Genomic DNA, 13139 nt, shown 5'->3' with positions numbered 1-13139 from the left:
GTTTTAGAAAGGACCGTTACCTTGTCAGCTTCCCGTTCGCGCGACCTGCTTCGTCGTAAAGCAAAGTGCGAATCTCAGCCGGATATCGCATCGGAGGTGGGAAGCAAACCACAAGGTCGGGATTCTTGGCAGGGTGAATTAGACGGGACTAAACAGCCGATTCCGCGAGAGATTTGGATTCTGGTCAGCGCTGCGTTCATCATTGCGCTGGGCTTCGGTCTGATTGCACCGATCTTGCCGCAGTACGCGCGAAGCTTCGATGTGGGGGTGTTCGCGGCCAGCTTCGTGGTCAGTTCGTTCTCTATTTTCCGGCTGATCTTCGCGCCGGCATCGGGTTCACTGGTAGAGAAGCTCGGATATCGACGCACGTACCTAACCGGCATTAGTATCGTCGCATTCTCCACTTTGCTTGTCGGTGTTGCGCAGACATATTGGCAACTGCTGGCGTTTCGTGCGCTCGGAGGCATCGGTTCGACGATGTTTACGGTCTCGGCAATGGGGCTGATTGTGCGGATATCACCGCCGGAGATCCGCGGTAAGAGCTCGGCCGCCTACGGCACAGCCTTCCTGTTGGGAAATGTCTTTGGCCCAATCATTGGTGCTGCGATGGGCGCATGGGGCATGCGAGTACCGTTCTTCATCTACGGTGGCGCGCTGATTGTGGCAACGATTGTGGTCGGCATGTCGCTTAGTGCGGAGCATCTTCGCCACGTAGTGCCCAAGCGCACAACCCCGGTGCTGAGGTTCTCCGAGGCAATCCGCGACTCGGCATATCGAAGCGCACTAGTCGGAGCCTTCGCCAACGGTTGGTCGAACTTCGGCGTGCGTGTCGCGATTGTCCCGCTGTTCGCCGCGGCAACGTTTTCCCATGTTGGCGCCCCAGAACCGGGCAGCGATGGGGCAGTAGCCGCCACTGCCACAGCTGGTTTCGCGCTGACGGCCTTCGCGCTCGGCAATGTCACGGCACTGCAGTTTTCCGGCCGTCTCTCCGACCGCATTGGCCGTCGCCCACTGCTCATCACAGGGCTGTTTATCAACGGCGTATTCACTGGCGCTATCGGATTTAGCAGCGGCGCCATTCCGCTACTGATTCTCTCCGTCCTCGCGGGTTTCGGCGCTGGCATGATCAATCCATCGCAGCAGGCTGTGCTTGCCGACGTCATCGGTGCCAACCGCCAAGGTGGAAAGGTGCTGGCCAATTTCCAGATGGCTCAGGACTTCGGAGCGATTTCCGGCCCGCTGATTGTCGGCGCAATCGTGGATGCCGCAGGGTTCAAGGCCGGTTTCTTTGTTTGCGGTGTCATTTCGCTGGTCGCAATGGTGGGCTGGATCTTCGGGCGCGAGACTCTACCAGCCCACTCGTCGAACAGCGGAGCCAAAGAAGCCGAAGCGAAAACAGCTTAAGCAGAAGCGGATTTGCTAGTTTCCTTGCCTTCATCGAGCTTTCGGCAAATAGCCACGTAGATAGCGCCAGTAATGTTATGCACCACAGCGGCCACCGCGCCTGGAAGCGCTGCCTCCGGGGTAAAGAACTTCGCTGCCATACCGGAGGACAGGCCAGCGGACTGTGTACCGACCTCCACGGCCACCGTGCGCTTGCCCGCAGTCGGCATCCCCACCAGCTGGCCTGCAAAGAAGCCGAGCACGTAGCCCAGGACGTTGTGGATGATCACAGCCACAAACACAATCAGGCCAATGTTCGCCAGGCTCTCAGCGTTCTTGGCCACGGCACCGAAGACCACGCCACCGATACCGAGAATGGAAATCCACGGCAGAATCGGCAGGATCTTATTAATAAACGAGTCGGCCACAACGCGAATAACCAGGCCACCAACCACAGGCAGGAGGACTGTCTGGCAGAGGCTCCACGCCATCCCGAGGCCGTCGACCTGCGTGTGCGCGTCGGCAAGCACGAGCATGAGAAATGGCGTCATGATTGGCGAAACTAGCGTCGACACGCTGGTCATAGCGACGGACAGCGCGACGTCACCGCGTGCCAGGTAAGCGATGACGTTCGACGAGGTGCCGCCGGGGACGGATCCCAGCATCAGCAGGCCGACGGCGAGTGCCGGGTTGAGCCCGAGGGCTTTCGCCACGGCAATCGCTAGCAGCGGCATGATGACAAACTGCGCAATGACACCGAAGAGAATCGCCAACGGGCGCTTAGCGACCTGCTTAAAGTCTGGGATGGTCAGGGTGAGGCCCATCGCGAACATGATGATCATCAGGAAGTACGTGATGTAATCCGTCAGCGGAGTAAACGGGGCGGGGAAGAAGAATGCCAGCGCCGAACCCGCCAAAATAAAGCCCGGAAACCCGAGAACTTCAATCATTGCCGAGAGCTTCGACGGCTGTGTATCCGGCTGCCCGCCATTCCCAGAAATCTCCTCGGGATAATGTGGTTTTAGCGGGGACTGCCGGGGCGATGACGGCTGCGGTTCAGATGAATTACTATTGCTGGGCATTTTCGAGCGACCTTGGGTTTATACGTTGTGTAGTTGCAAAAGTCCGCCGAACGGTGGGTGTTCCACGGCGGAAAATAGCTGATATGTGTACAAACTTGTAGGGAAAATGTTAGCCACCTCACCCCAGGAAATTACAAAATAGGCACCCCGAAGTGGGTGAAATGCGCTCGCTTAACGACGGCCCCAGCGCCGGGGCCTCATCCAAGAAATCGACCGCCTAGTGTTGTGACCTTGCGGACAGGAAATGGTTTTTTGACCGACGGTGGCGTAGTCTGGGCAGTCGGTGTGAAATCCTGACGACAATGTCGCAGAGAATCTGGCAGCGGTATAAATTCGCTGGTGAAACGCTTGAAAGTGCATAGTGCATGATGGGCGCCCCTCCTCGGAAGTAAAAGCTGAATTGGGTTTGGGCGCAATTTTTCGAAGTATGTGCAAGAGAAGCGATGTCATCGCAATTCCGACGTGAGAGCACTGAAAAACAAGAACGTAAATTGGGCGGGTCATGTATGTGCGACCCAACTGTGAGTAATCAACTGTTGAATATTGAGTGTGCGGGCGAAAAGGCCCAGGAAGAGCCCCAAATGGCTAATAATGAAATGAATGGCAGCGTCGAGGAAAACCGCGAGGATCAGCGCGAAAACCGCGAGGACGCAATTGTGAAGGCCGAGGATGTAGTGGCCGAGGAAGCACCGGTGGTCGAAGAGAAGGCCGCTGAGGAAAAGACCGAAAAGGCTGAGGTCAAGGAAAAGGCCGAGAAGAAGGCCGAAAAGAACAAAGACGACAACGACGACACCGTCGGCTTCGATGAGCTTGAGCTGCCGGATGACATTGTCAATGCAGTTCGCAAGGTTGGGTTTGAGACTCCGTCCCCAATTCAGGCTGCTACTATCCCGACTCTGATGAGCGGCCGCGACGTCGTCGGCCTGGCTCAGACTGGTACCGGTAAGACCGCGGCGTTTGCGCTGCCGATTCTGGCTCGCATTGATCGCTCCGTCCGCGCACCTCAGGCTCTGGTGCTTGCTCCGACCCGTGAGCTGGCGCTGCAGGTTGCGGACTCCTTCCAGTCGTTTGCTGATCACCTGGGCAAGATTCAGGTCCTGCCAATCTACGGTGGTCAGTCCTATGGAGTGCAGCTGTCGGGTCTGCGCCGAGGTGCGCAGATTATCGTCGGCACGCCTGGTCGTGTCATCGACCACCTGGAGAAGGGCTCGCTGGACATTTCCGACCTGCGTTTCCTGGTGCTGGACGAGGCCGATGAGATGCTGCAGATGGGCTTCCAGGAGGATGTCGAGCGCATTCTTGCCGACACCCCGGATGACAAGCAGGTCGCGCTGTTCTCGGCTACCATGCCGGCTGCGATTCGTCGCCTGTCCAAGCAGTACCTGACGGAGCCGGAAGAGATTACCGTCAAGTCCCAGACTCGCACTGCGGACAACATTCGCCAGCGCTTCCTGATGGTCAGCCACCGCAACAAGCTGGACGCGCTGACCCGCATCCTCGAAGTCGAGGAATTCGAAGCGATGATCATGTTCGTGCGCACCAAGCACGAGACCGAGGAGCTCGCCGAGAAGCTGCGTGCCCGCGGATTCTCCGCTGCTGCCATCAACGGCGACATCCCGCAGACTCTCCGTGAGCGCACGATTGATCAGCTCAAGGACGGCCGCCTGGACATCCTGGTGGCAACCGATGTGGCTGCTCGTGGCCTGGACGTTGACCGCATTTCCCACGTGGTCAACTACGACATTCCGCACGACACCGAGTCCTACGTCCACCGCATCGGTCGTACCGGCCGCGCTGGCCGCTCCGGCGAGGCGCTGCTCTTTGTCACCCCGCGTGAGGGACGCCTGCTGCGCTCGATTGAGCGTGCAACCAAGTCGCAGCTGCACGAGATGAAGCTGCCGACCGTCGATGAGGTCAACGACTCTCGCAAGCAGAAGTTCGCTGATGACTTGACCGAGGCGCTTGCTGATTCGCAGGTTCCGGTCTTCCGTGAGCTCATCGAGGAGTACGCAGAAGAGCACGACACCCCACTGGTTGATATCGCCGCCGCTATCGCTGCGCAGGCACAGTCGGGCGACTTCCTAATGAAGGAACCGCCGCGTGGCCGTCGTAACGACCGTGACCGTGATCGTTTCGACCGCGACCGCAACCGTGGCCGCGATGGTCGCTCCCGCGGTGAGCGCGGTCAGGGCAAGCGCGCTGACATGGTCGAATTCGACCGCGAGGGCACCGCAACCTACCGCATCAGCGTCGGTCGTCGCCAGCACGTCCGCCCGGGTGCCATCGTCGGCGCCATCGCCAACGAGGGTGGCCTGTCCTCCAAGGACTTCGGACACATCGACATCCGTGGCGACCACACACTGGTCGAACTGCCGGCCAACCTGCCGCAAGAAGTCATCAACAACCTCTCCGATACTCGCATCTCCGGCCAGCTCATTGGGCTGAAGCTTGACGACGGCACCTCGGTCGACGACAGCGATGACTACCGCGGTGGCCGTGGTGGCTACCGTGGCGATCGTCGTGATGGCGGCCGCGGTCGCGGAGGATACCGTGGTGGTCGCGGTCGCGATGACCGTCGTGGTGGTGGCCGTGGCCGTGGTGGCTACCGTGGAAACTTCGATGACGGTGACGATTTCGGTGGCCGTGGTCGCGGTCGCGATGACCGTCGTGGTGGCGGTCGCGGTCGCGGTGGCTACCGTGGTGGCCGTGATGACCGTCGCGGTGGTTACCGAGGCGGACGCCGCTAAACCTGCTAGGTGAGGTGAGCTGGGGGGGGGGAGCGTCGTCAGGCGACAACCGACGACCGCCCTTGGCGCTGACCTAGAAAATAAAAAAACTGCCGGTGCGCATGTACTTCCAAGCCCTAAAAGTCGGGCCGAAACGTACAGGCGCACCGGCAGTTTTATTGTGTCTGAGCGTGAGCTCTAGATGAAGAACATCAGGATGCCGGCGACAACCCACAGCAGGGAGAAGATGCCGGAGAACATAGCCAGCTGGCCCTTCTGCTTGTCCCAGTCGAGCTCTTCAGCCTTCTTGCGACGCTCGATGAACTCCGGATCGTCAGCATCCTCGTCTTCGTCAGCGATGCCGAGGCCGGCCATCATCAGACGCTGACGCGGAATGACCAGGAAGAACAACAGTGCCCAGGCGATGATAGCCAGCAGAATTGCGGCGTGCATTGCCCCGGACTTCATGTAGGTCGACACATCGGTGAACATGACACCGAAGCCGAGCAGCGGCACGAGCAGCGACCACATGCCGTAGGTGCGCGAAATGGCGTGCATGGTGCGCGCGGCGCCGACCGTTCCAGCCTCTCCGCCGCGGGCTGCAAGCGCGAGCTTCGGGAACATCGAAATTGCGACAGTCACCGGTCCAAGCAGCAGAATTGCCGCCAGGACGTGAACCATAAGAACTACGTTTTGCACGTATTACCTTTCCACGACTGAATGTAGGCCTCGCGTTCAAGCGAGGAGTGGCCTGGATATTTCTTTATTAAGACCAGTCCTTAACTTAACGTGCTCGCACTATTTTCTCTATTTCGTGCCTTTCCTCGCGCGGATTCCACACGCAGTGGCCATCGCCTTCCAGTCTGCCGACGATACGGGCAGGTCCCATTTAATGGCCACCGCTAAGTAACGATGCGAGTAGTCACACGCCTTCGCATCCTCGGGAAGCCATTCCGCCGGGCTGGCATCTCCTTTATCCCGGTTGACCGCGCTTCGCGTGGGCACGAGGTTGGTCTCGATATCGTTGGCAAATTGCCGACGCCTCTCGGGATCCCAGGCGTAGGCTCCGAAATCCCACGCCGCTGCCAACGGATAAATGTGGTCGATATCGACCTCATGCGCACCAACCGGGTCACCCGTGTAAGGGTCAGGGATTTCGCGCGGGGAGCCGTCGTCAAGCGAACACGCAGAGCCCCCGAACCACGCCGCCAACACTTTATGGCGTGTATTGCAATCGGCAGAACCTGCCCAGACGTCGAAGCGCTCGCGCTTGTATCCGGTGACGGTGGGGCGGTCGGCGACGACGCGTACGGTGCGCAGTTGCTTGACGACGGCTTCCGTCTCCGAGCCCGCGGGGGAGGAGGTGACGAGAACTCGCGTAAGCGCAAAGGATGAGACAAAGGCGGCAGTCAGGGAGGCGGCCAGGATGGCAAATAAAAAAGGGCGCATACCTAGTTGGGCGCGAAAAATACTTTTTCGGTTCCCTTGTAGGTATGCGCCGGGGCTAGCCTGCGGGGCTAGCGGAGGCCAAGCCTAGATCAAAGCGTTAGACCAGAGCCTGCTTTGCTGCGTGGTCGAACTCTTCCTTGATTTTCTCGTTCGGCTCCTTGGTAAGCAGCGTGACAATGATCATCACGACAGTTGCAGCGGCGAAGCCCGGGACGATCTCGTAGAGAGTGTCGCTGAGCGAGCTCATGCCCCATGCGAAGGAGACAACCGCACCGGTGATCATGCCGGCAGCAGCACCTGGCGTGTTCAGGCGCGACCAGTAGAGGGCGGCCAGCAGCACCGGGCCGAATGCCGAGCCGAAGCCAGCCCACGCGAAGCCAACCAGATCCAGAATGGAGCTGTTCGGGTTAGCAGCGATGATTGCGGCGATGATGGCGATCAGCGCGACGGCGACGCGGGAGAGAGCCATGTAGGTCTTCGGACGCAGGGACTTGTTGACCGTTGCCTTGAACAGGTCCTCGATTAGCGCGGAGGAAGACACCAGCAGCTGCGAGGAAATGGTGGACATGATTGCTGCCAGTACTGCAGTCAGAATCAGGCCTGCAATCAGCGGGTGGAACAGGATGCGGGTCATGTCCAGGAAGATGGTCTCGTAGGAAGACGCATCAGTGACCGAAGCATCTGGGTTCGTAGCGAAGAAAACAGTTGCGGTCAGCGCCACGAGGACGGAGCCGAGCATGCACAGTGCCTGCCAGCCAACGCCCCAGCGGCGGCCCTCGGTTGCGTCCTTTGCACTACGCAGAGCCATGAAGCGAACGATAATGTGCGGCTGGCCGAAGTAGCCCAGACCCCAGCCGAGCAGACCGATAATCGTGATTAGCGGAATGCCAGCGAACGGATCGAAGAAGGCCTCAACCGGCTGTCCCTCGCTGCCCGGGTAGGGGTTGTTAGCAGCAAAGCTGAAGATGTCCGAGGCGGAGTTGCCATTGTTGATTAGGTAGATGATGCCGACAGTCGGAACCGCCAGCAGTGCGATGAACATAATGATGCCCTGCACCGTGTCTGTGTAAGACACCGCCAGGAAGCCACCGAACAGGGTGTACGCGACAGTGATAGCCGCTACCAACAGCATGCCGACGAGGTAGTTGCCACCGAACGTCGACTCCCAGTAACGGCCACCTGCCACCATGCCCGAGGAGACGTAGAAGGTGAAGAACAGCAAAATAATCAGGCCTGCGGCAACGCGCAGCACCTTCGACGTATCGTGCAGACGATTCTCCAGGAACGACGGCACGGTAATCGAGTTACGAGCAATCTTGGTGTAACTACGCAGGCGTGGTGCGGTGAACTTCCAGTTCAGCCATGCGCCTGCGACCAGGCCGATTGCAATCCAGGTCTGGTTCAGACCCGAAAGGTAAATCGCGCCGGGCAGACCCATCAGCAGCCAGCCGGACATGTCCGATGCACCCGCTGACAGTGCCGCGACGAACGGATGTAGGCCGCGGCCGCCAATCATGTATTCGTCATACTCTGCAGTCTTTTTCCATCCGGTCCAACCGATGTAGACCATCAACAGCAGATAAATGACTAGTGCGATGATGAACCATGTGTGTTGGTCCACAGGGCAACTCCTCATTATTTATTAGTCGTACAGTCGGACTCGCGCACTACCTAGCGCACCAAAAAGCATTTTCGGCGCACAACTCAGTTTCGCTTAATCAAGTCTGCTTGACGACGTTCACAGCGCCGCGGCAGCATCGAGCCAAAAAGTGGCCGACGTCCACGGTGGAACCTGCGGTTCGCGATTCAGCACAGCTTCAGCTTCCGGACTATCTTCGACAGTCAGCGGAGCCTACTGGCACATGCGAACCATGGCAGAACTATTGCACGAGTCACACATTTTTAATTCTTGTGGCCTATACGACGTTTTCATGTGATGCGCTGCATTGCAAGATAAGAAGCGTTGAAAAAGCTTTTAAAAATCGGTTAAGTGCGACAAATTACCTGGGAAAAGGGGTATTTGGGTAGAGGAGGAGTAATTTTTGCAAGATACATAATTCGAACATGCGTGCTAATGTTGTGGTGTGGTGGAAAAGCTGATCCGGGGTGCGTGGCAGAATCTTCATTGAACAAATATCTGGTGGCGAAGTCGCCGGGTGATTAGACGGTGATGACTGAGCAAGCAGTGGGGAGGAAGTAATGGACCAAGTTGCTAAGTCAGCGGTGCCGTTGCTGCTGCACGCGGTCTGGAAAGATGATTCGGGTCTTCACCTATGGGTGGAGCGGCCAGAGGGGCACCGGATTATTGCGGACGTGGATTTGCTGGAAGTCCCGGCGCATCAGCGTCGGCTTTTTGCAGTGCTGGACCAGGGGAGTCGAGCGCAACTGACGCTAAAACTGCGCACACCGAAGGGGCGGGCAGTAGAGAAAGCGGTACCCACATGGGTGTTCCCGCCATGGGCTGCGGTGACGGCACTGGTGCAATTGCAGGAGGAAGTTTCCTCGGCGGCGATGGCACCGGATCTTCGGTTCTTTGTGGATGTTGTACAGGGATTGGATGCTTTCGCACGCTCTGGGCGGGCATTGGTGGCGCTGACGTGGGAAGACAATGAGTGGTGGCCGACGTGGCGGATGTCGGAGGGGCTGAGTGAGATTGCTTGGCAGAGTCAGGTCATTTCTCGTACACCACCGGTATTGATTGATAACGGAGGCGCCACGGTGGCTGAGGATTTCATCAATCGGATGTTTCATTGGGTCACCAACGCGCTTCTGGCCGATCTGGATGAACCGGCAGAACAGCGGCAGAGTTTCGTGCGGTCGTTGTTGCAGTCTCAGTCCCTGGGGCGTGCGACGCCGGGGGTGGCGCAGTCACTGGCAAAGTGGAGGCTGTCGGCCGATGGTGAGGATGTTCGTCTGCAGCTAATGGTGCAGGAACCTGTTGGTTTTGAAGGCCAGCTGGAAGACTTGCCGGATGTGGATCTTCCGCAGCTGTTGGAGTTGCGGAATCGAGCGGATGAAGAAGGCGGCTCAGTAACTCGCTTCAATCCTCGTTCAGCTGCGGTGGAACATGAGACTCTATGGCCATTGCGGATGTACTACCGCATCGGCGTCGCAGCTCCGGAGCGCCTGAATCCAGAAATGTGTCGCCGGTCCGTGCTGTCGCTGCTTCGCCCGCAGCTATTGGCGGCACAGGAGGCATTCCCAACGCTCAAATATGCGAAAGCAGCGGGACACCCGGGCTTGGATCTGCTGCTGACCTCAGAGCAGCTGATAGAGCTTATGACTGATGGCATCTCGCAGCTGGCAAAGGTTGATATCGATGTGATGCTGCCGCCGAACTGGAAGTCAGTGGAGACCACCCTGCAGTTGCACACTGAAGTCGTCCAGTTAGATCCGACGGGGCCTGCTGGGCGCCGTTCGGAACCGAAACTCGGATTTGACCAACTGGTTGATTACGAGTGGAAGCTGGCCGTGGGGGATGCCGTACTGACGGAAGCGGAAATGCGTGAGCTCGCTGCATCGAGTACGGGGCTAGTGCATCTGCGAGACCATTGGGTGCACGCGAACCCAGAGGTAGCTAGGGAAGCCCTGAAGTTTTTGGTGGAGCAGACCAAGGCCGGGGAGGAAACCGGTAAGGGGCAAGCCACCCTGAAAGAGCTGGTCTTCGACGGTGGCTTAGAGTCGCAAGCTCCAGCAGCAGTGCCAGTCGCCCCCAGGGACCCCTCTTGGCTCAAGGCGTTGGTGTCGAAGTACTCAGACGGTTCCACGGCCCTCGCAGAGTCGGTCGAGGTGCCACCGAGTTTTGTCGGTGAGCTGCGGGAGTATCAACAGCGCGGTGTGGAGTGGCTGGCGGATATGTCCAACCGCGGCTTTGGTGTCATTCTCGCGGATGACATGGGGCTCGGTAAGACTGTGCAAATTCTGGCGCTGTTGGAGTATGAGCGCTGCCGTCGGAAAGCAGATGCTACGGCTCAAGGGCACAAGACTTCGCTGCTGGTGGTTCCGACAGGTGTGTTGCGCAACTGGGCAGCAGAAGCGGCAAAGTTCACTCCAGAGCTTAAGGTTGGGCTGCTGCATGGTTCAAACCGCCCTCATGGTGGGGAACTACAAGAATTTATCGGAAAACACGATGTTGTTGTGACGACCTATGGTGTTGCTACCCGCGATGTGAACGAACTCGCCCAAGTGCAGTGGGATCATGTGATTGCTGACGAAGCACAGGCAATTAAGAACCCCAACGCCCAGGTATCCAGAGCGCTGCGGAGCCTGGGCTCGCGGCACAACATCGCCATGACTGGTACTCCGGTGGAAAACGACTTGGGCGAGCTGCGCACCATCATGGATTTCTGTAATCCAGGCATGCTGGGGTCGGCGAATGCATTTCGCAACAAGTTTGCGATTCCCATCGAGCGTGATGGGAATGCGGAAATGCTACTGCAATTGCAGTCGATTACAGCACCTTTTATTCTGCGCCGACTCAAGTCGGATCCAGCTATTGCGCCGGACCTGCCCAAGAAGAATGAGCAGGTGGAGATGGTTCCTCTCACGACGGAGCAGGCTTTCTTGTATCAGGAAGCTGTGAAGGACATCGAGGACAAGCTCAAGCGCTCGAAGCGGAATCGCTCTGGCAACTTCGGGCGAAAGAGCATCATCCTCGGCGGCATCATGAAGTTGAAGCAGATTTGCAACCACCCAGCGCACTACCAGCACGACGGCTCAGGGCTGCTTAATCATGGGCAGCATCGCTCGGGCAAGGTTGCACGGCTGGAAGAGCTCGTCGATGAGATTGTCCAAAACGGTGAACGCGCGCTTGTGTTCACGCAGTTCGTGGAGTTCGGCAAGATGCTCGCCCCTCATTTCAGCAAGCGCCTGGGCGTGGACATTCCGTTTATCCAAGGGGCAATGACTCCGGCACAGCGCGAGAAAGTAGTGGCAGAGTTTAATGCCCCGGACGGCCCACCAATCATTTTGCTGTCTACTCTCGCGGCAGGTGTTGGCATCAACCTGGTTGCCGCCAACCACGTCATTCACATTGACAGGTGGTGGAATCCAGCAGTTGAAAACCAGGCCACGGACCGCTCTTACCGCATCGGTCAGCGTAAAGACGTACACGTGCACAAGCTGGTCAGTGTGGGAACGCTTGAAGAGCGTATCGACGAGCTGATTTTCGAGAAGGCAGAATTGGCGGATGCGGTTGTGCGCGCTGGTGAAACCAAGCTGACGGAGATGGACTTTCACCGTTTGCGGTCTCTGTGGCAATTGGACAAGGACAAGATTCAGTCACTGCGTGAATCGATGGACGCAGCGGAGTCAAAGTCCGGTGGGACGGTGACCGATGGGGTGACCCCGGAGGCCACGGCATTGGATTCCGCAACCTCGGATGACGATTCGATTCCCAACAATGTGACACCGTTTAGAGTCCAGAAGAGGTGGTACTAATGGCCGGTGACGGAGACGTGACATGGGGCGACAATGTCATCTTTGCCGAGTTTGGCAAGGGCCCCTCTGGAAAGCGCGGTCGTAAAAGGACTACGGCGCGAAGCGCACCAGCAACCAGCTCGACGATTGAAAAGCTCCTGGCCACCCAGGACTGGGCTGGTGCATTTACCGGGCAGCAGCGACGTGGAACCTCAGCGCGTGTGGCGGTCGAGCCACGTACTACTTTTGCCCGGTGGGTGTGGGAGTTCATCATCCGTGGTGCCGATTCGGGTCGTATTCACAGAGGCGAGAAGTACAGGTTCGACGGCAATGTGCTCGGGCTTCGAATCGCGGATGGTTACATCATCGGGGAAGTGCAGGGTAGCCAGCCGGAACCATTCTCAGTCTTTATTCGGTTCCCACGGCGGGAGCAGAAACAAACTGACGACGTACTGCGGTGGTTGGTGAACAATCCGTCGGCCTTCACAGAGTTTGAGCACGGCGAGTTGCCGTATGAGCAGATGGAAATGCTGTTGTGCGATGGTGAAGAGCACATTTATAGCGAATGCACCTGCCCGGACCCGGCACCTGTGTGTAAGCACACCGTTGCAGTCGCCGCTCAACTTGTCGCTGATATTGACCGTGATCCGCTGTCGCTAATGCAGCTGCGCGATTATCCGCAGCGCGAATTGCAACGCCGACTTCAGGAACTAACACAGCTGCGAAACCGGACTGCGCCAAAGCGCCTCGGGCTTGGCGGCGCGGTTCGGGAGGATCCCAATAAAATCGCCCAGAAGGCGGATGGCGCTGGTGGAAATGATGGCGGTGACAACGAGCAGAAAAAGGTTGCCGAGCTTTTCGCGGTCGAAGCCGACTACTGGGGCAATGATTTGGAACGAGTCAGTGTTCCTTCGCTCGAGGTTATTGCCCCACTAACAGTTACCGACCGTAGTTTGCTGCATGAAGCATTGCAGCCAACCTGCGTAATTTCGAGAGAGACCATTCGTGCAGTCGCCGATTTGGAAGATTGTTGGCAACATCTGCAGGAATCGCTGAGCCTGGGACAAAAGGAGCGCTAGTC

Annotated in this window: 8 protein-coding genes; 4 read left to right on the top strand and 4 right to left on the bottom strand. The window is 58.1% G+C overall.

What is annotated here, in order from left to right:
* Positions 1-21: 21 nt before the first annotated feature.
* Complete coding sequence (locus HMPREF2547_RS05965) at positions 22-1404, top strand: MFS transporter (RefSeq protein ID WP_070549627.1); 1383 nt, start codon at positions 22-24, stop codon at positions 1402-1404.
* Here the strand turns inward: HMPREF2547_RS05965 and HMPREF2547_RS05960 are convergent.
* Positions 1401-2333, bottom strand: coding sequence for a bile acid:sodium symporter family protein (locus tag HMPREF2547_RS05960; protein ID WP_070605114.1), 933 nt, complete (start codon positions 2331-2333; stop codon positions 1401-1403). The genes HMPREF2547_RS05965 and HMPREF2547_RS05960 overlap by 4 nt on opposite strands.
* A gap of 713 nt (positions 2334-3046) precedes the next feature.
* On the opposite strand from HMPREF2547_RS05960, the gene HMPREF2547_RS05955 reads away from it, so the two are divergent.
* Positions 3047-5212, top strand: coding sequence for a DEAD/DEAH box helicase (locus tag HMPREF2547_RS05955; RefSeq protein WP_070605111.1), 2166 nt, complete (start codon positions 3047-3049; stop codon positions 5210-5212).
* Between the two features lie 177 nt (positions 5213-5389).
* Here the strand turns inward: HMPREF2547_RS05955 and HMPREF2547_RS05950 are convergent, their stop codons facing one another.
* From HMPREF2547_RS05950 to putP, 3 genes are all read right to left on the bottom strand, one after another.
* Entirely contained in the window at positions 5390-5890 is a 501-nt protein-coding gene (locus tag HMPREF2547_RS05950; protein ID WP_049172012.1) for a hypothetical protein, read from the bottom strand.
* A 108-nt stretch (positions 5891-5998) separates the two neighbouring features.
* The gene (locus HMPREF2547_RS05945; protein WP_049172013.1) at positions 5999-6640 is read right to left on the bottom strand and encodes an HNH endonuclease family protein; all 642 of its coding nucleotides are present in this window, start codon (positions 6638-6640) and stop codon (positions 5999-6001) included.
* 97 nt (positions 6641-6737) lie between these two features.
* A complete protein-coding gene (putP, locus tag HMPREF2547_RS05940; RefSeq protein WP_070546799.1) occupies positions 6738-8261 on the bottom strand; it encodes a sodium/proline symporter PutP in 1524 nt (507 codons plus the stop codon).
* Positions 8262-8839: 578 nt separating this feature from the next.
* On the opposite strand from putP, the gene HMPREF2547_RS05935 reads away from it, so the two are divergent.
* Positions 8840-12079, top strand: a complete 3240-nt coding sequence (locus HMPREF2547_RS05935; RefSeq protein ID WP_070605108.1) for a DEAD/DEAH box helicase — start codon at positions 8840-8842, stop codon at positions 12077-12079.
* Positions 12079-13137: a hypothetical protein gene (locus HMPREF2547_RS05930; RefSeq protein ID WP_049172019.1), complete on the top strand. Its 1059-nt coding sequence runs from the start codon at positions 12079-12081 to the stop codon at positions 13135-13137. The genes HMPREF2547_RS05935 and HMPREF2547_RS05930 overlap by 1 nt, the downstream gene beginning before the upstream one ends.
* Positions 13138-13139 lie beyond the last annotated feature (2 nt).

The organism is Corynebacterium sp. HMSC055G02 (assembly GCF_001809065.1).
Classification (GTDB): Bacteria; Actinomycetota; Actinomycetes; order Mycobacteriales; family Mycobacteriaceae; genus Corynebacterium; species Corynebacterium jeikeium_D.
This window is presented reverse-complemented; position numbering and strand designations above follow the sequence as displayed.

Excerpts from the sequence above, each read along its gene's own strand:
- HMPREF2547_RS05935 (WP_070605108.1), top strand. The coding sequence starts at position 8,840 with ATGGACCAAGTTGCTAAGTCAGCGGTGCCGTTGCTGCTGCACGCGGTC.
- HMPREF2547_RS05945 (WP_049172013.1), bottom strand. The coding sequence starts at position 6,640 with ATGCGCCCTTTTTTATTTGCCATCCTGGCCGCCTCCCTGACTGCCGCC.
- HMPREF2547_RS05960 (WP_070605114.1), bottom strand. The coding sequence starts at position 2,333 with ATGATTGAAGTTCTCGGGTTTCCGGGCTTTATTTTGGCGGGTTCGGCG.
- HMPREF2547_RS05930 (WP_049172019.1), top strand. The coding sequence starts at position 12,079 with ATGGCCGGTGACGGAGACGTGACATGGGGCGACAATGTCATCTTTGCC.
- HMPREF2547_RS05955 (WP_070605111.1), top strand. The coding sequence starts at position 3,047 with ATGGCTAATAATGAAATGAATGGCAGCGTCGAGGAAAACCGCGAGGAT.